We start from the raw sequence: 18,307 nt of genomic DNA, 5'->3' as shown, positions 1-18,307 counted from the left end.
CTGAAACGGCAGATGAAAAAAAACCACTCTTATTAAAAGAGTGGTTTTTGCTTTTTAGAGCCAGTTGATGGAGGTTGTTTCCACACTAAGTATAGACACAGATTATTCTTTCAAAGCTACTTTCGATATCTTTTTATTAGTTAAACCTAATTTTTCTAACCTTACCGCTGAAACCTTGAACTCCGGTATTTTGGCATAAGGGTCTCTTGCTTCAGATGTCAGTCTGTTAGCGGGAGCTTCCGCAAAATGGAACGGAACAAAGACCACACCTTCTTGCATTCGTTTGGTGACAAAAGCTGGCGCTTCGATAATGCCTCGGCGAGAGCATAGGCGTACCATTTCACTGTTTTTGATACCCAGTTTTTCTGCATCCTGAACGCTGATCATGATTCTTGGCCCTGCGAGTTTGTCCAGCCCTTGGGTTTTACGAGTCATGGTTCCAGTATGGAACTGCTCCAGCAAACGCCCAGTAGTCAAAATTAACGGGTATTTCTCGTCTGGCATTTCAGCAGCATAGATGAAAGGTACTGCTACCATCTCACCACGACCACGTTTGAATGTGCTTTGGTGCATGATACGTGTACCGTTTGGTGCTTGGTCGTTACATGGCCATTGCACACCTTGGCTGCCCACTTTCTCCCATGTGATGCCTGCGTACTGCGGTGTCACTTCGCATATCTCAGCATTGATTTGTTCAATGTTTTGATAGTGCCAGTTGCCACCCATTGCATTCGCTATCTGAGTAATGATCCACCAGTCCTGTTTCGCTTCGCCCGGTGATTTAATCGCAGGAGAAAGTGCCTGAACACGTCGCTCGGTATTGGTAAAGTGCCCGCGTTTTTCTGCAAATGACGCCGAAGGTAACACTACATCAGCTAGTTCGGCAGTCTCCGATAAGAAGATATCTTGCACCACCAGAAAATCGAGCGCTTTAAGCGCTTCAATCACATGGGCTTGGTTCGGATCACTGAGTACAGGGTTTTCACCCATAACGTACAAACCTCGAAGCTCTTTACGATGCGCCGCATCAATCATCTCTGTTAGGGTTAAACCATTTTCAGTGGATAAGTGTTCTGCTTGCCATGCTTTAGCAAATTTGGTTTGCACCAGCGGGCTCAACACTTTCTGATAACCAGGGTAGTCCGTTGGCAAGGCTCCCATGTCGCAAGCCCCTTGAACGTTGGATTGACCGCGCAGTGGATTGATACCGCCACCTTCAACGCCGATGTTGCCACACAGCATTTGTAAGTTGGCGATGGAGCGAACGTTATCGTGCCCTGTGGTGTGCTGGGTAATACCCATAGCGTAATAGACGGCGGTCACTTTGGCTGTACCGATCATCTCTGCCATTTGCTTAATGTCTTGTGCTTTGACACCAGTGACGAGTTCAACTTTTTCCGGTAAATAAGCATCGGACATTACTTCCATCATCAAGTCTTCAAAGCCGTCAACACGCTCGCGAATGTACTCTTTGTCATACCAAGCATTCTGGATGATTTGCTGCATGATACCGTTGAGTAGCATTACGTCTGTACCCGGACGCTGTTGAACATGCAGTGTTGCGACATCAGCCATGCCGATACGTTTCGGGTCTGCCACAATCAGTTTCGCACCACGACTTACTGCTTGTTTGAGGTGTGAGGCAATGATTGGGTGCGCCGATGTTGTATCTGAACCGATCACAAAAATCACATCCGAGTGCTGAATGCTGGCAATATCATTGGTCATCGCACCGCTACCAATTGACGCTTCCAGACCAGTAACCGTAGAGGCATGACAAAGCCTTGCACAGTGATCAACGTTATTGGTGCCAAACTCGCGACGAATCAGCTTCTGGAACAGATAGTTATCTTGGTTGGTAGTTTTCGCGGATGAGAAGCCACCGAGCGCATTGCTGCCGTGTTTCTGTTTAATTTCAGTAAAGCGTTTAGCGATAGTTTCAATCGCATTCTCCCAAGAAGTGGGTACTAACTTACCATTTTGGCGAATTAAAGGCTGAGTTAGGCGTTCTGGGCTATGAATGAAGTCAAAGCCAAAACGGCCTTTCACACACAGCATACCTTGGTTAACTGGCGAGTTTTTATCGCCTTCGACATAACGAACTTTGTTGTCTTTTTCATCCACATACAGTACGACGTTACAACCTACGCCACAGTAGGTGCAGACGGTTTTTACGGGTTTGAGTATTTCCACTCGGGAGTAAGACTTGTCGCGTTTGTCTGCAAGTGCACCCGTTGGGCAAACTTGAACACAAGCGCCACACTGCACGCAGCTTGAACCGCCCATTGATTCACCGTTAGCGAAATGAGGGCGTAATGAACCTTGTGTAAACTGGAGGACGCCATGCTGTGTGTCTTCTTGGCAAGTTTGTACGCACAGGCCACAACTGATGCAACGGTTCGCATCAAACACAATGAACTCACTGCTTTTGTCCACTGGGAAACGATGTTTACCCGATGCACAATCGACTTCTTCTGTTTTGACTTGATACTCACTAGCGTAATCTCGCAGATCGCACTGGGTGCTTGCTTGGCAGCCACATTCCAGACAGCGTTGAGCTTCTTGCATTGACGCTTCAATACCCGCATCCAGTTCTACTTCGTTAAAGCTGGTGGTCGATTCTGATTCTGGCAAATGCGGGAATTGGATTCTGCGTTTCACCGCCTCTAAACGATATTCGAGTTGCTTAACTCGGCTGAGTGATGGTTCTTTTCTGCTTCTGAATTGATGAGGTTTAGGAGCAATACCACCGAGCAGCAGCTTTTCTGCAATGGCTTCGGCGGCGAGTTTTCCGTCGGCTATGGCTTCGATCGCTGTGGCTGGTCCTCGGCGGAAATCACCAATTGAAAACACATTTCGCGCATGGTGCATGGTCTCTTCTGTGACATCTGCTGTACCGCGACGAGTTAGTGGTAGGTCAGCACCTGCAATGATCACCGTATCTGAGCGTTGTGAAATGGCTGAGATGACAGTATCAAATTTCATCTCGACAATCTCACCCGTTGGAATCGGTTGCCTGCGGCCGGATGAGTCTGGCTTACCTAACATCATCTTTTCGAGTTTCACCGCCCGCACATGCCCGTTTTTATCGGCAAGGTTTTCTACTGGATTGGCTAGAAACTGGAATGCCACACCTTCGTTTTTGGCTTCTTCAATTTCATACTCTTCTGCTGGCATTTCTGCCATGGTGCGACGATAAATCAGCGTTACTTTAGCGCCAAGTCGCAAAGCAGTGCGGGCGCAGTCGATGGCGGTATTACCACCACCGATAATCGCCACTCGTTTACCTGTTTTCAGTTTGCGTTCTGTTGCGGCATCTTTGAGGTAATCGACGCCCAGATAACAGCCTGCTAACTCACTGCCGGGATAGGGACTGCTCACTGCCAGACTTGCCCCAATCGCAAGGCAAACTGCGTCGTAATCGTGTTCCAGTTGTGCCAGCGTGTAATTCTCACCGATCTTCTGATTGCAGTGAATTTGCATGCCCGTTTGGGTGAGCAGTTCAATTTCCTTGTCGAGCACATCTTTTGGTAGGCGATATTCAGGAATACCGTAACGTAACCAGCCGCCTGCTTTCGGCATCTCTTCATACACAGTGGTCGCAAAACCCAATAAGCTCAGATAGTAGCCACACGCTAATCCACCGGGACCTGCGCCGACAATCGCCACCTTCTTGCCATTACTTGGCTGGATTGCAGCTTGGTAAGGTGCTGCGTCTAAATCAATGTCTGCTGCATGACGTTTTAAATGGCGTATGGCGACAGGTTCATCGACGACACTACGACGACATTCCGCTTCACAAAAAGCTGGGCACACACGACCAATGGAGGCAGGAAGTGGCAGGTGCTTTTTAATGACTTCGATAGCTTTTTGCGGTTCGCCTTGGGCGATGTGGTGCAAATAAGTTTGAATATCCACATGGGCAGGGCACGCGATTTGGCAAGGTGCTTCACAGTCGGCATTGTGGTCAGACAAAATGCGTTTCAGAGCCTGATGGCGAAGTTGCTGCAAAGTTTCTGTGTGGGTTTGAATACGCATGTTCGGTGTCAGTTCTTGTTCACAAGAACGAACGATACCGACTCCGTCAATGTCGACCACACAGAGTCCGCAAGGTTGTTTTTGTTGCTGATGACTGGCCGCGCACAGGCTAGGGACGTCAATCCCAGTAGATTGAATAAATTGAAATACGGTTTTCCCTGCCTCATAGGCATAGGAAACACCATTGATAACCACGTTCATAATACCCTCATTAACTCCCATAGGAGGAAGTTGGCCTGTTAATGAATTAAGCTCAGGCCCTTGGTTTCTGTTCTCATTGTTGTGTCGTTTCTTTTTCCGCTTGCTCTGTGGTCACTGGTTTAGGATGACGATGCAGAGTTTCTACTGATTTTTTTCTGATTAGCATTGCTATAAACAATCGTAGAAAGCTTTCTAATGACTGGGCGTTACGGGTTTGTAGTTAGTAAATAAGTCTCCATTTGCATAGATGATTCATAGATAAACAACTATGTAATGGAAACAAATAAACGTTGCTCATGCCGCAACAGCTTCAGTAACAGAAATAACGGTAATAAAAATGTGGTTACTGCTGTTGAGTATAAGGAATAGAAAGGAAATGTGAACGGATAGGGCTCTCAAATTTTTATACTGCTGTCATTAGTTAGAAACATTACATTCACCTTTTAGTCACATTTGAAAGATAAGCTCCTGAATCTTAGAAATCTAAGTTGCAATGATGCAATAACTATAATGAGTAAAGTCAAGGAGTCTCCAATGTGGAATCGTGATGAGCAAGATTCTCAGTTCAGTGAAATGATCGAAGCGAGATTGTCTCGCCGTGGTTTCCTAACTGGAACAGCAGCAGTGAGTGCGGGTGCTTTTTTAGCGCTTAATCCAGTGGCAAAAGCGGTTGCAGCAAAACCGACATCGTCACTATTGAATTTTGAGCCAGTGCCAGCCTCAACCGCTGATACAGTTGTTGTTCCTAAAGGCTACAAAGCAACACCGCTCATTTCGTGGGGTGACCCAATTTTCCCCAATGCTCCTGACTTTGATCCAAGTGGAAAACAAGAGTCTGCCGCTCAGGCGCTTCAATTTGGTGACAACACTGATGGTATGAGTTTGTTCCCGATCAGCGATGATCGCGCAGTTCTAGCAATCAACAACGAATACACCAACTACGAGTATTTGTTTGATCACCAAGGCAAGAATATGACTGCTGACGATGTGCTGAAAGCACAGGCGGCAGTAGGTAACACCATTGTCGAAATCGTACGTAAAGATGGTCAGTGGATGATTGACCGTAACGGTAAACGTAACCGCCGTATTACTGCCAATACACAAATGAAGATGACGGGTCCGGCAGCAGGTCATGAACTGCTAAAAACGGCAGCTGATCCATCGGGCACTATGCCAAAAGGGACGTTTAACAACTGTGCAAACGGTCAAACACCTTGGGGTACTTACCTAACGTGTGAAGAGAACTTCAACAGCTTCTTTGGTGCAAATACCAAAGGCAGTGTTAATGCAGACCAAAAACGTTACGGCATTTCTGCTAAGCCAAGTGATTACCAGTGGCATAAATTCGACGAACGTTTTGACGTAACGAAAAACCCGAACGAGCCAAACCGCCACGGTTGGGTAGTGGAAATTGACCCGAATGATCCGAACTCAACGCCTCTTAAGCGTTCTGCTCTTGGTCGTTTCAAACATGAAAATGCGGCGTTAACCATTAACAAAGACAACCACGTTGTGGTGTATTTAGGTGACGACGAGCGTGGTGAGCATCTGTACCGATTTGTATCGAAGAACAAATACCAGAAAGGTGATGATGCAGCGAACCGCAATTTGCTTGAAGAAGGCACCTTGTATGTTGCTCAGTTCGATATGGAAGACAAAGCGCTGAAAGGTCAAGGTCGTTGGCTAGAACTGACTTTCGGCAAAAACGGCTTAACGCCTGAAAACGGGTTTAACAGCCAAGCGGAAGTGCTGATTTTTGCTCGTCGCGCCGCAACACAAGTGGGCGCCACGACTATGGATCGCCCTGAATGGGTAGCGGTACATCCAAATAACGAATACGTATTCTGTACTCTGACCAACAACAAGAACCGTGGTAAAGAAGGTCAGCCAGTGGGTGGTCCTAACCCGCGTGAGAAAAACAACTACGGTCAGATTGTTCGTTGGATGCCAGTAAAAGGCGACCACACCGCAGAGATGTTTGCATGGGATCTATACCTGATTGCGGGTAACCCAACAGTAAACCAAGGTAACTTGTACGCAGGCAGTGAAAACATCAATGCCAACAATATGTTCAACAGCCCTGATGGTATTGGTTTTGATAAAGCAGGTCGTCTGTGGATTCAAACCGATGGTAACTATTCAAACAAGGGCGAGTTTGCAGGGCAGGGTAACAACCAGATGTTGTGTGGCGACCCAATCACTGGCGAAATCCACCGCTTCTTAACTGGTCCAGTAGCTTGTGAAATTACAGGGTTAACCTTCTCTCCAGACCAGAAAACCATGTTTATTGGCGTTCAGCATCCGGGTGAAGAGTTACAAGCGTCGAACTTCCCTGCGGGTGGTTCTTCTAAGCCTCGTTCAACCATCATGATGATTACGCGTGAAGATGGCGGCGTCATCGGTGCTTAAAGGATTGGCGCTTAAAGCGTAGTGAATGAAAGAAGTTGTGACTGATATTGATAAGTAAACCCTGCGTGCCAAGGAAGGCACGCTGGAGCTCCATGGATGGGTCTATGCGTGTTTATGTTCAATATCAGTCATCATTGAGGTGTAGACATGTTATGCGATAAAGGTAGACACAAGGCCAATTACACCACCGAAGATACCGCCCCAAACAACTAGCCAGCCAAGGTGCTCTTTAATCATTTTCTGCACCATCTCTTTAACCAGCTGAGGCGTTAACTCGCTCAAGCGTTGGTCAATAATGCCCTCAATGTTGGTTTTGATTTCATCTAACATTGCTGGTGATTCTAGCTGCTCTTTAAGGGCATTTTTTACCGATTCACTCTGACTGATTTCCACCATAGATTCTTGCATCTTCTCAACAAATGGTTGCTTCATTGGCTGAAGTGCTTCAGTGCCGCCAAACATTGCCAGCATACCGCCAAATTGAGAGTTCGCGATCACATCCACTAACTTGTCAAAGCTTGGGTTGAAGTCGACTTTGGCGATAATCGGTGTTAAGTCGAGTGGTTGTTTGCCACTGAGCTCTTGATTCAGGAAGCGGTCAATATTGGTGTCGGTAAAAAACTGCTCCATCATCAAGGTCTTAATTGCATTTTTAAATGCTTCAAATCGCGCTGGAATAACACCTGAACCATATAAACCGGGTACTTTCTCAAACAACATATGGATAGCTAGCCAGTTGGTAATTGCGCCCGAAAAAGCGAACAGACCTGCGTACAGAGCAAACTGATTCTGAGTGGTATAACCCACAGCCAATAGCACGAGAGAGATAAGGTTGGTGATAAGACTTTTATTCATGATTGATGAAATTCATTATGTTGAAACAGAAGTTGGCGGAATTTTAAGAGAAATTCACCACAGTGAAAAGAGAAGAGCCAACCTTTATAGGATGGCTCCTGTGTGGTTGGCTCTTTAACTTTAGTTGTTATTCGTTATTTTGTTTTGCTTAGTGAGACTGCTGCTTCAGGCAACGTTCTCTTCTTCAAGTTCATCACAACCGATAAAACCGCCAGTCTGATGAGCCCAAAGATGGGCGTAGATGCCGTCCTGCTCGATAAGTTCATGGTGCGTACCTTGCTCAATGATCTTTCCGTCATCTAAAACAATAAGCCTGTCCATAGCGGCAATCGTTGATAGACGGTGGGCAATCGCAATCACCGTTTTACCGTGCATCAGCTCAAGCAAACTTTCCTGAATGGCAGCTTCCACTTCTGAATCCAGTGCCGAGGTCGCTTCATCCAATACCAGCAATGGCGCATCTTTGAGTAATACTCGTGAAATAGCGATACGCTGACGTTGACCACCCGACAGTTTCACACCGCGCTCGCCCACTTGAGCATCGTAGCCGACGTTGCCATGTGGATCGGTCAGGTCAGTAATAAACTCATGAGCATGCGCTTGTTTGGTCGCTTTGAGCAGATCTTCTTCGGTTGCATCAGGTCTGCTGTACAAGATGTTGTCGCGAATTGAACGGTGCAGCAATGAGGTATCTTGCGTCACCATACCAATAGCGCTACGCAGTGAATCTTGAGTGACTTTAGAAATATTCTGACCATCAATTTTAATCTCGCCGCTCTCCACATCATGGAAGCGCAGAAGCAGATTCACTAAGGTTGACTTACCCGCGCCAGAACGCCCCACCAAGCCGACTTTTTCGCCTGCTTTGATATGCAGATTAAGGTGATCAATCACACCTTTGTTCTCGCCGTAGTGGAAGCTGACATCGTTAAATTCAATTGCACCTTGAGTAACCACCAGATCTTTGGCGTCTTTGTCATCTTGGATATCAATTGGTTTAGACAGCATCTGCATGCCATCAACTACAGTACCCATGTTTTCAAACAGACCGCCAACTTCCCACATGATCCATTTCGACATACCGTTAATACGCAGTGCCAGTGCAATCGCAATCGCAATCGAGCCTACTGATATTGCACTTTGCATCCACAAGTAGATAGACATAGCGGAAATCACGAACACCAGAATGTAGTTGGCAAGCTCAACACAAACGTTAAAGCCAGTGACTAAACGCATTTGTCGATACACGGTATCCAGGAAACTGCCCATGCCTTCTTCTGCGTATTTGGTTTCGCGTTTGCTGTGAGAAAACAGCTTCACAGTGGCGATATTGGTGTAGCTATCGACAATGCGCCCGGTCATTTGCGAGCGAGCATCAGCTTGCTCAGAAGAGACTGTTTTAAGTTGCGGCACAAAATAGAGCTGAATAGCGACATACGCGGCCAGCCAAATCAGCATCGGCAGCATTAAACGCCAGTCTGCCTGAGCCAGCATGACAACCATCGCGGTAAAATAAACGGTGACGTAGACAAAGACATCCAGCGTTTTCATCACGGTTTCTCGGATCGCCAGCGAGGTTTGCATCACTTTGGTCGCTATACGGCCAGAAAACTCGTCCTGATAAAAAGATAAGCTCTGTTTCAGCAGGTAACGGTGTGCCAGCCAACGTATCGACATCGGATAGTTGCCCAGCATGGTCTGATGTATCACCAACGAATAGAAGCCGATCAAAATAGGCATCACAACCAAAATAAGTACGGATAACCCCATCAGAGTATCTTTGTTGTCCGCCAAAAATGTTTCTGGGTTGCTACCTGATAACCAATCGACTAACTGACCCATAAAGCCAAACAGTGAGACTTCAATTATGGCGATGGTGGTACTCATTAACGCTAATAAAATCAGCGGTTTTTCAAAGCCTTTTGTGTAGTGCAGACAGAATGCTAAGAGTGTATTGGGTGGCCTGTCTGGCTCCTTTTGAGGAAACGCTTCGGTGAAGCTTTCAAATTTTTTATACATTGAAGATCCTTATTTTTATTCATTCACCACATCACAAATAGGCAGAAGTCGTTGTGATGCGAAAGCAGGATAATTTTCTCGTTGCTTACTGTGCCGCCAACGAAAATATGCAATTGAATGCTTTATGCTCAGCAGTATATCTCTAAACCGAGGTTATTAAGAGTACAAATATCCGCCAGTATAAAACGCTGCGGCTCGTTCGGTATTCATTCATTAAATTGAATACCCTATACACTTGTTGCATAAAAAGTGCATATATGCCGCTCAGCTAAAAAATAGTCAGTAATATTTACTGATATAAATTAAAACGGCAGTAAATGAGAAGGTTTGCTTGCATTTGATAGCCAAAATTCAGTGAAAGTTATTATAACAAACTGTTTACAATCCAAAACATTGCTGAACAAACGGATGTGTTTCAACCATGCTACAAGCGCAAAATTTATCCCAACGTCACTCAGGTGTTGTGCAGAATGCCAACTGTGTTGTTATGGTTCCGCCAAAAGAGTTTAAGTTCAATGCGGAGACGGCTCAAGACAACGAATTTCAGAATCAATCTGCCTTGTCTGATGAACAAATCACTCAACATGCAATGGCTGAATTCAATCAAATGGTCACCAAGTTACGGAAAGAAGGTGTTCAGGTAGTTGTGTTCGATTATCCGTTGGGCGATGTGGTGACACCGGATGCGGTGTTCCCAAATAACTGGTTCAGTACCACCACTGACGGCGCTTTCTATATCTTTCCTATGGCTTGTACTAATCGCCAGTATGAGGTTCGTTCAGATGAGTTGATTCAGCAACTTTCCTTTGCAGGCCGTACCGTCTCTCGCCAAGATTCGCTGGTGGAATACCAAAAGCAACATGCGTATCTGGAAAGCACTGGTGTTATGGTGATCGACCATATCAACCGCACTATTTATGCTGCACTTTCCCAGCGTTGTGATCGTGAAGTTCTTGAAGATTATGCTCAGCGCATTGGCTACGAGCGTGTGGTTTCTTTCCAAACGGCTTTGCCTTCAGGACAGCCGATTTATCACACCAATGTGATGATGGCGATTGGAGAAAGCTTCTGCGTAATTTGTGATGAAGTGATCCCTGAATACGAGCGCCGCTTTGTGCTGAAGTCGCTGGCGAAAGACAAACAGGTGATTTCCATTTCACTGGATCAAATGAACCGGTTCTGTGGCAACATTTTGCAACTCGAAACGGTCAATGGTGACAAGGTTATTGCGATGTCTCAATCGGCTTATGAGGCATTTTCTCCAGCGCAACGCACTCAGCTTTCCAGCCACGGTAAGCTACTGCCTATCAATGTTGAAACCATCGAAAGCATCGGTGGCGGTAGTGTTCGTTGTATGTTGGGCGAAGTATTTTTGCCAGTCCGCAGCCATACTCTCTAAGTCCAGGTTTATAGAGAAGAAACTAATCGTCTCTAAATCGGGTAACGATATCGGCAGCTTGATCGATGTTTTCAATTAGTGCGTTAACACAAACAGGATCAAGCTTGCCAATCTCTACCATTTTTTGCAGTTCTTTGATGGACTCTTCAATTGACATAGGTTCCTTGTAAGGGCGTTTACTGGTAAGTGCATCAAATATGTCTGCCACGGTGACAATTCGCGCTTCTATCGGAATTTCATCGCCCACCAAACCTTTCGGATAACCTGTGCCATTAAGGTATTCATGGTGGCCTGCCACAATGTTGAGCATTAACTGTGAATCGCTGAGGTGGGAGAGCTGATAGTCATCCAATACTTTAGAGATGATTTTGATCCCTTTATCGACATGGCCTTTCATAATCTCAAACTCTTCTTCAGTGAGCCTGCCGGGTTTGAGCAGTATTTTGTCGGGAATCCCTATCTTTCCGATATCGTGCAATGGACTAAACAAATAGAGATGCTCGATAAACTCATCGGTGAACTGAAATTGATCGGCGATCGATTTCGCTATCATGCGTGACAGCAGTGCCATTCGGTTCAGATGCATGCCAGTTTCGAAATCCCGCAGGTGAGCGAAGTCTCTCGCAGCCTGAGCGGTGGCTAACAGTGCCTGAACTGTTGATATCTCACTGACGATAGTTAGGGTAATCAGTTTGGTGAGTAGTACCAGATCTCTTTGCACCTGCTCGTCAAAGTAACCTTCTATCTCACTGTCGATAAAGATAAAACCAATGAAATGGTTGTCTGTCATCATTGGAATAGTAAAAGAGGAGCGGTATTTCTGTTCAAGAAGCCAGTCAGAGTGGGCGGTTCCTGTTCCAATCTCTTCTTCAATTTTGTCGATAACTCGGCACGAACCGCTTTCTCTCAGTTTTTGCAGTTGATAGCTTTTACTCAGTGGAAATTCATAACGACTAATGGCGTGCCCTGAGTTAGTACTGTTAATAAAGGTTTTCAGAAGGTCGGTCTGCGGGTCATAAAGTGCGCAAGCAATACGGCACACTCCTGGTGAGCGCTCTAGTATCCTGTCATGTAGATCTTTAAGCCTGTCCGTCAGCGAGTTTTCTATATTGTTTAATGGGTTGTGTAATATGCTAGCCATTTCAACGCCCAACCTTATTTATTAGATAAACTAATTATAAGTGGCATTATCTGAAGCGTTCCTAAATCTCAATTATTGGCCTTGTTTCGTGAGTCCGAGCACAAACTGTTGTCTGTTTCTAAAAGATCTACATTGGTTTCATATCTGTTTATAATGGCGTATTGCTTTTTAAGATTGAAACAAATGGCTCTCAATGACTAAAACCTTTTATATGATGCGTCACGGTGAGACGCTGTTTAATGTGAGAAGAAAAATCCAAGGTTGGTGTGATTCACCACTAACTGAAAAGGGTATTCGTCAGGCAGAACTTGCCGCCAAGTTTTTTGACAATATTGAACTCGATCGCCTCTACAGCTCTTCTACTGAACGCGCCAGCGATACCGCTGAAATCGTGACCCGCAACAGAATGCCTTTAACCCGCCTGAAAGGGTTGAAAGAGATGAACTTCGGCACTTATGAAGGTGAGAGTGAAGATCTCCATCCAAGTTACGAAGCCCGTGAAACGCATTATTTGCAGTTTGGCGGTGAGTCTCGCCAGCAACTGAAAGATCGCGTACTGAAAACTTGCATTGAAATCATGGAGCAAGAAGGTAATAACACGGTTCTGGCGGTGTCGCATTCAGGTGCATGTAAACACTTTTTGTCACTATGGCACGACTTAGATGATGTGCTGAAAGGACCGATCCCGAACTGCTGTGTGATTAAATATGAGTATGAGAACAAAACCTTTAAGTTGGTTGAAATATTCGATATAACCAAAAACTTCAGGGAATAATATTCATTCACATATAAGACGGACAATTGAGATATGGACATCATTATCGATAGCCTAGAAGGCGGAGAAGTTATAGGACTCTTGGAAGAGCATTTAGCAGATATGTACGCCACTTCTCCACCTGAGAGTGTGCATGCTCTCGATGTTAACGCGCTCAAATCTTCCGAGATCACTTTCTTTAGCGGCTGGAGAGATGGGCAGTTAATGGGGTGTGTGGCGATAAAGCAGCTGGACGAATCACACGCTGAGCTGAAGTCGATGCGCACCTCACGTCACGCCAGAAAATCAGGGGTAGCGACTCAGCTACTGCAACATGCTTTGAACGTATCAACGGAACGTGGGTATCAACGTGTAAGCCTAGAAACAGGCTCGGAAGAGTACTTTCTTGCGGCACGAAACTTATATGAGAAGTTTGGCTTTAATTATTGTGAACCGTTTGCGGACTACAAATCGGATCCGAACAGTAAGTTCATGACTGTTGAGCTAAGGTAGCCAATAAATTAGGACAGAAAGATGACACAGAAGTTGTTTTGGGCAAGGCTCAAAGCAGCCTAAGCTAATTCTCAAAGTTGACTATTTCTACGTAATAAAATAATTCCACTCCGATCACAAAATCACCAAAAAAGTGCGCTTGGTCACATTTTTGTGCAAGACTGTTAAGTTCACATAAGTGTAAATCTATTGATATCAATAAGTTAACAGTTGGCACTGCTTATGCAATTCCTTGCTATAGACAGGTATGCAGGAGATCAGTGACATGGAAATGATTGGCAATAACTTTATTCTTGGTTTGGTCGGTGAAGTTTCTACATTAGTTTCAAAAGGTTCACGTCGTAGTTTGCTAAAGCATCAGGCTTCAGTTACCAAGTTACTGGATATGATTGATATGGTGAGACAGCATCGATCGCTCACTCACCAGTTTCTTTTTAATCATCAACAAGAGGTTGTAGAGAAAATTGCGGCTCTGGATGAGGAGATGACGAAAGCAATTACCAAGCTAGCGAGTGACCGTTACGTTGGTAATTCTATCGAAAGAATCGCACTGAAAAACAAGCTGTCCCAATTAACAAGTAGCTACAAGAATCGCTCGATTTCGAACAATTTGGTGGTGCACGGTAAAGTGATTCGCCAACTGATTTTTCAGGTCGATAGCCAGATCCTTATCTCTCTTGATAAAGCCGACAAGCTGGAGTTAGCAGGAGAATACAATGATCAGTGGCAAGCGGTAATGTCTGGCATTGAAGCATTGACTCAGTACCGTTTAGGAATCATGGCGATGAACATGAATCTAAAACCGGCACTACTCGCTAAACAAGCGAATGTTCTCTATTCAAGACTGGTGAAAGTGAGTGACGTGTATTCGGATTACCATCCAGACTTGAATGAGTGTATGACACAGCTGGAACAATATTTGACCGAGCATAAACATACAGAAGAGTATCAGGCTAAGTTGTTTGATCTGAGTTCGGAGATTTCCGCTACCTTGGTTGACGTTTATGAAGCAATCATTGAAAAAACCTTTGCCAAAGCCATTAGCGGTGGTTATTCCGCTGAATGATTAGCAACATAAAAACGGGAGAGCTATTGGCTCTCCCGTTTTGTTGACTGCGATATCTATTGTTCACGAGCATTTGCTCATTGCTTTGTGATCGTTTACATCGATTGGTTTGAACGACCTAGGATTTGCATTTCTTCTTCGGTTGGAAATGAAGAATCGCCATTGAAGATGGAAGTTGCAGTATTTCTCCTTCAGCATGACCTGGCTGGATATGGCACAGGTTAGTGTCACAGATAATTTTCCAGTCCTGACCGCGATCATGAGGCAGTTTAAACCTTGCCGGAGCGTTGGTTTGGTTGATCAAATACAGCATTTCTTGTTCATCTTCACCGATGCCCATGTGTAGGGCAACCGCACTGACTCTGTTCCAGTCATCATGCTCCATCAATTCACCGTCGACTCGTCGCCAGAAGATACGATTGAAGTTGCGTTCGTCACCACTGAAGGCACGAATAAACGGAACCATATAGGTTTGACGAGCGGCAACCATTTGAGCGAGCCACTCTTTGAAGATGCCTTTGCGTTCGGTGTTCTCCCAGTTTATCCAACTGATTTCGTTATCCTGACAATAAGCATTGTTGTTACCCTTCTGGGTATGGGATAACACATCTGCGGTGAGAATATGCGGTATACCAAACGCAAACAGCAGGCTTGCCATGAAGTTACGCTTTTGGCGCTCACGGGTTGCCTGAATCACGAGGTTATCTGTTTCACCTTCTTCACCATAGTTATCAGAACGGTTATCACCGTGGCCATCACGGTTTTGTTCACCGTTGGCTTCATTGTGTTTGTGCTTGTATGACACCAGATCCTGAAGGGTGTAACCATCGTGGTAAGTAATGTAGTTGACGGTTAGCTTATATGGCCAGTTAGCTGCGCTGTAGAGATCTCGTGAGCCCATAAGACGCGTTGCAAATTCTTTTAGATAGCCCTGATCGCCACGCCAAAAGCTGCGGGTAATGTCGCGCAGTTTGTCGTTGGTTTCGTTCCAGCCAAAAGGGAAATTACCGACTTGGTAGCCGTTAGGACCAATATCCCAAGGCTCAGCAATCAACTTCACTTCTCGAAGTATTGGATCTTGAGCCACAGCTTTGAAGAACGCGGCATCGCTGCTGAAATCATCACCTCGACGACCTAGCGTTGCCGCTAAATCAAAACGGAAGCCATCGACTTTGTACTCGTTTACCCAGTAACGAAGGGTATCCATCACAAGGTTTAACGAGGGCTGATAAGAGAGGTCAACGGTATTGCCGCATCCAGTGAAATTGGCGTAATGAGAACCGTGTCTCAGGTAGTAGTTTGGATCGAGCGCTTTGAGATTGAATACTGGACCGTCTTGCCCACCTTCTGCGGTATGGTTGTACACCACATCTAAAATCACTTGGATGCCTTGCTTATGCAGTTCTCTTATGACGGTTTTTAACTCGGTTACTGCATCTTTAACGGCGTAGCGTGGATCGGGTGCCATGAACACAAAAGGGTTGTACCCCCAATAGTTCACTTTACCCATATCCAACAAATGAGGTTCATGCATACACGCTGCAATTGGAAGCAGTTGCAAGGTGTTGATATGTTGATCTCGATAAAACTGCAACATTGGCTCGCTGATCAAGCCTAAATAGGTTCCGCGAACGGTATCATCCACATTTGGGTGACGTTGAGTTAGCCCTTTGACGTGCGTTTCAAACAGCACCATTTCATCACGGGAAATAGCAGGCTTGTGTGAATCTTGCCAATCGAAGTCATCGCTTATGACGATACATTTCGCGAGCTCAAAGCTGTCTTCTTCAGAAAATGGAGGAGTATAAGTAAGCGGAGCATCTAACGCTTTGGCATAAGGGTCTGACACGTACAATAAACTGTTGTCGTCTTCATGAGAGATAAAACCATACCGTTGGCCTGCTTTGATGCCTGCCATGTAGGTGTGCTTTATTCCAGCATACTCTCCTTCCAAAGGGTGTGTTTCGTAACTGCCATCAGAATTGAACAAGGCAAGCACCAAATCATCGTTGGCAGGCGCATAGATAGAAAAGTTGCATCCATTTGGATCAAGTGTTGCACCTAAAGGATACGGACGAGAAGCTGTAGTAGTCATCGTAAGTTACGTTCTTATAGTTAGAGTTAAGTTACCCACTGAATTAAGTAAAAAGCTTTGGGACTCTTAGGTCAAGCGCCCTTTAATAAAATATATTCTGTAATTTCATTACAGTTTTATGAATAATTTATCGCCAAATAGTGATCTAATGCATTTTGTATTCCAATAACCTGAAAGGTTTCGATCACTACTCCCCCTAAATTGCGTGATCAACGTTTTAAAAACACCATACATGAAAAAAACTCCTCCCTAATCATCCCCCTCAAATTAATTTAGGGTGGAGGAAGTCATCCCTATACGACTTGATTAACCTAAATAGCGTTGAAACAACTGGGGACTTGTCCCGTCTTACCTCTTTTTATTTTGGCCGGATTTCTGCCTTTTCGGCTCCAAGTAGAAAGAGAACTAAGGAACTAAAAATAAAATCCTATTTGGAGTTAAAAATGAAAAAAGTAAGTGTAATTGCTGCCGCAGTGGCAACAGCTCTTTTCGCTGGCCAAGCTTTAGCTGAAAACGAAGTAGCACTAGATGTAACTTCTGGTGAAGGTGCAATGAACGTAGAGGTTAAAAAACCAACAGAAGTTATTACAGATGGTTGGGAAGTTCACGGTTACGCTTCTATGAACTTCCGTATGGTTGATGGTGAAACGGTAGATACTGAGTTTGGTAAGCCAGACTACAAAACTGCAGGTACTCACGGTAAGAGTACCAACCAAGTAGAATTCTCAATTAAGAAGCACACTGAACACCAAAATGGCGTTTGGTCTAACTTCAACGTACGTACTGAGTACGGCAACGGCAACTCTTATGCTTACAGCTCTTCTGGTAGTCAAAAACAAAATGACGAAGCACAATTTGAAGTTAAAGAGACGTTCGTTGAAATCGGTGGTTTTGACTTCCTAGGTCAAGATACTTCTATCTGGGGTGGTCAACGTTTCTTAAACCGTGCTGCAGGCCTGCTTTCTGGTGAGTTCTGGAAACAATCTTCAGGTGTTGGTGCTGGTGTTCAATCTAAACTAGCGGGTAACACTGCAGGTTTCGCAATCGTTGTAGCAGACCCAGACGCGGGCAATGCTACTCATGATGCAGAGCGTACAACGCTGACTTCTTATGACTTCTACTACTACGGTGTAGACGCTGGTATCGGTAGCCTAGACTTTGACTTCAAATACATGGAGCAAGCGAATAAGGACAGCAACGCAGAAGATGGCTTCGGCGCTGCAATTACCTTGAACTCTAGCTACTATGGCCTAGATGGTTGGACTCAAACTGCTATCGCATACGGTAAAGGTGTTGCTCAAAACCGTGGTGTGAACTTCGGTGGTTGGTCTGGCGGCGACGAGAACCAAGAATCAATTTTCTTCACTTCTTACGGTGTTCTTAACATCTCTGAAAACTGGCAAATGGGTTCTGAAATGACGTACTTCGCTGCGTTAGATGAACTATTTACTGCGAAAGACCTAAAACGTTATATTGTTGCTGTTCGTCCTTCTTACAAAGTGAACGACAACCTACGTTTAGAAATGACAGGTTCTTACGCACATGAAGAAGGTGCTGACGGTTACTGGGGGCGTTCTGGCGATGCAGTAGAAAGCGATATTCTAAACCTAGAAGTTGCTGCTGCGTTTACAGTGAATGCTGACTACTTTGGTCGTCCTCAAATTAAACCTTACGTAAGCTACATTTCTGCTGATGATGAAGCGAGTGCTTCACAAATCGGTATCAAAGATGGTAAGAGTGAAACTGTTATCGGTGTTCACACTGAAATCTGGTTCTAACCCGATACCATTAGCGAAGGCAGCCTAGGCTGCCTTTTT

General features: G+C 45.1%; 11 protein-coding genes. 6 read left to right on the top strand and 5 right to left on the bottom strand.

Going from position 1 to position 18,307, the window contains the following annotated elements:
* Positions 1 to 102: 102 nt before the first annotated feature.
* Positions 103 to 4,239 (bottom strand): formate dehydrogenase subunit alpha, encoded by a 4,137-nt coding sequence (gene fdhF, locus L3V23_RS09600; RefSeq protein WP_237292264.1) that lies wholly within the window; start codon positions 4,237 to 4,239, stop codon positions 103 to 105.
* 534 nt (positions 4,240 to 4,773) lie between these two features.
* On the opposite strand from fdhF, the gene L3V23_RS09595 reads away from it, so the two are divergent.
* Positions 4,774 to 6,648: a PhoX family phosphatase gene (locus L3V23_RS09595; RefSeq protein ID WP_237292263.1), complete on the top strand. Its 1,875-nt coding sequence runs from the start codon at positions 4,774 to 4,776 to the stop codon at positions 6,646 to 6,648.
* A gap of 150 nt (positions 6,649 to 6,798) precedes the next feature.
* On the opposite strand, the gene L3V23_RS09590 is transcribed toward L3V23_RS09595, so the two are convergent.
* Complete coding sequence (locus L3V23_RS09590) at positions 6,799 to 7,503, bottom strand: DUF445 domain-containing protein (RefSeq protein WP_102953258.1); 705 nt, start codon at positions 7,501 to 7,503, stop codon at positions 6,799 to 6,801.
* Positions 7,504 to 7,668: 165 nt separating this feature from the next.
* A complete protein-coding gene (locus L3V23_RS09585; protein ID WP_237292262.1) occupies positions 7,669 to 9,522 on the bottom strand; it encodes an ABC transporter ATP-binding protein in 1,854 nt (617 codons plus the stop codon).
* 421 nt (positions 9,523 to 9,943) lie between these two features.
* Between L3V23_RS09585 and L3V23_RS09580 the strand changes: the two genes are divergently transcribed.
* Entirely contained in the window at positions 9,944 to 10,921 is a 978-nt protein-coding gene (locus L3V23_RS09580; RefSeq protein ID WP_237292261.1) for an arginine deiminase-related protein, read from the top strand.
* Between the two features lie 22 nt (positions 10,922 to 10,943).
* Here L3V23_RS09580 and L3V23_RS09575 read toward each other — a convergent pair whose 3' ends face one another.
* Positions 10,944 to 12,062 carry an HD-GYP domain-containing protein gene (locus L3V23_RS09575; protein WP_237292260.1) on the bottom strand — a complete coding sequence of 373 codons (1,119 nt, stop codon included), beginning with the start codon at positions 12,060 to 12,062 and terminating at the stop codon, positions 10,944 to 10,946.
* A gap of 193 nt (positions 12,063 to 12,255) precedes the next feature.
* Here L3V23_RS09575 and L3V23_RS09570 point away from each other — a divergent pair, with 193 nt between their 5' ends.
* The 3 genes from L3V23_RS09570 to L3V23_RS09560 all read left to right on the top strand — a co-directional run bounded on the left by L3V23_RS09570 (position 12,256) and on the right by L3V23_RS09560 (position 14,395).
* On the top strand, positions 12,256 to 12,837 hold the full coding sequence (locus L3V23_RS09570) for a histidine phosphatase family protein (protein ID WP_102962315.1): 582 nt from the start codon (positions 12,256 to 12,258) through the stop codon (positions 12,835 to 12,837).
* Between the two features lie 33 nt (positions 12,838 to 12,870).
* A complete protein-coding gene (locus L3V23_RS09565; RefSeq protein WP_237292259.1) occupies positions 12,871 to 13,329 on the top strand; it encodes a GNAT family N-acetyltransferase in 459 nt (152 codons plus the stop codon).
* Positions 13,330 to 13,594: 265 nt separating this feature from the next.
* Complete coding sequence (locus L3V23_RS09560) at positions 13,595 to 14,395, top strand: hypothetical protein (protein ID WP_102953253.1); 801 nt, start codon at positions 13,595 to 13,597, stop codon at positions 14,393 to 14,395.
* Between the two features lie 118 nt (positions 14,396 to 14,513).
* On the opposite strand, the gene glgX is transcribed toward L3V23_RS09560, so the two are convergent.
* Positions 14,514 to 16,490, bottom strand: a complete 1,977-nt coding sequence (gene glgX / locus L3V23_RS09555; protein ID WP_102965096.1) for a glycogen debranching protein GlgX — start codon at positions 16,488 to 16,490, stop codon at positions 14,514 to 14,516.
* Between the two features lie 443 nt (positions 16,491 to 16,933).
* On the opposite strand from glgX, the gene L3V23_RS09550 reads away from it, so the two are divergent.
* Positions 16,934 to 18,268 (top strand): carbohydrate porin, encoded by a 1,335-nt coding sequence (locus L3V23_RS09550; RefSeq protein WP_102953251.1) that lies wholly within the window; start codon positions 16,934 to 16,936, stop codon positions 18,266 to 18,268.
* Positions 18,269 to 18,307 lie beyond the last annotated feature (39 nt).

It is taken from the genome of Vibrio sp. A1-b2 (assembly GCF_021726015.1).
Lineage (GTDB): Bacteria > Pseudomonadota > Gammaproteobacteria > Enterobacterales > Vibrionaceae > Vibrio > Vibrio diazotrophicus.
Note: the sequence above shows the minus strand (reverse complement) of the source record. Positions and strands in the feature narration are given on the sequence as shown.

What these genes read in the sequence shown, in the direction of transcription:
- fdhF (WP_237292264.1), bottom strand. Translation starts at nt 4,239, where the DNA reads ATGAACGTGGTTATCAATGGTGTTTCCTATGCCTATGAGGCAGGGAAA.
- L3V23_RS09595 (WP_237292263.1), top strand. Translation starts at nt 4,774, where the DNA reads ATGTGGAATCGTGATGAGCAAGATTCTCAGTTCAGTGAAATGATCGAA.
- L3V23_RS09590 (WP_102953258.1), bottom strand. Translation starts at nt 7,503, where the DNA reads ATGAATAAAAGTCTTATCACCAACCTTATCTCTCTCGTGCTATTGGCT.
- L3V23_RS09585 (WP_237292262.1), bottom strand. Translation starts at nt 9,522, where the DNA reads ATGTATAAAAAATTTGAAAGCTTCACCGAAGCGTTTCCTCAAAAGGAG.
- L3V23_RS09580 (WP_237292261.1), top strand. Translation starts at nt 9,944, where the DNA reads ATGCTACAAGCGCAAAATTTATCCCAACGTCACTCAGGTGTTGTGCAG.
- L3V23_RS09575 (WP_237292260.1), bottom strand. Translation starts at nt 12,062, where the DNA reads ATGGCTAGCATATTACACAACCCATTAAACAATATAGAAAACTCGCTG.
- L3V23_RS09570 (WP_102962315.1), top strand. Translation starts at nt 12,256, where the DNA reads ATGACTAAAACCTTTTATATGATGCGTCACGGTGAGACGCTGTTTAAT.
- L3V23_RS09565 (WP_237292259.1), top strand. Translation starts at nt 12,871, where the DNA reads ATGGACATCATTATCGATAGCCTAGAAGGCGGAGAAGTTATAGGACTC.
- L3V23_RS09560 (WP_102953253.1), top strand. Translation starts at nt 13,595, where the DNA reads ATGGAAATGATTGGCAATAACTTTATTCTTGGTTTGGTCGGTGAAGTT.
- glgX (WP_102965096.1), bottom strand. Translation starts at nt 16,490, where the DNA reads ATGACTACTACAGCTTCTCGTCCGTATCCTTTAGGTGCAACACTTGAT.
- L3V23_RS09550 (WP_102953251.1), top strand. Translation starts at nt 16,934, where the DNA reads ATGAAAAAAGTAAGTGTAATTGCTGCCGCAGTGGCAACAGCTCTTTTC.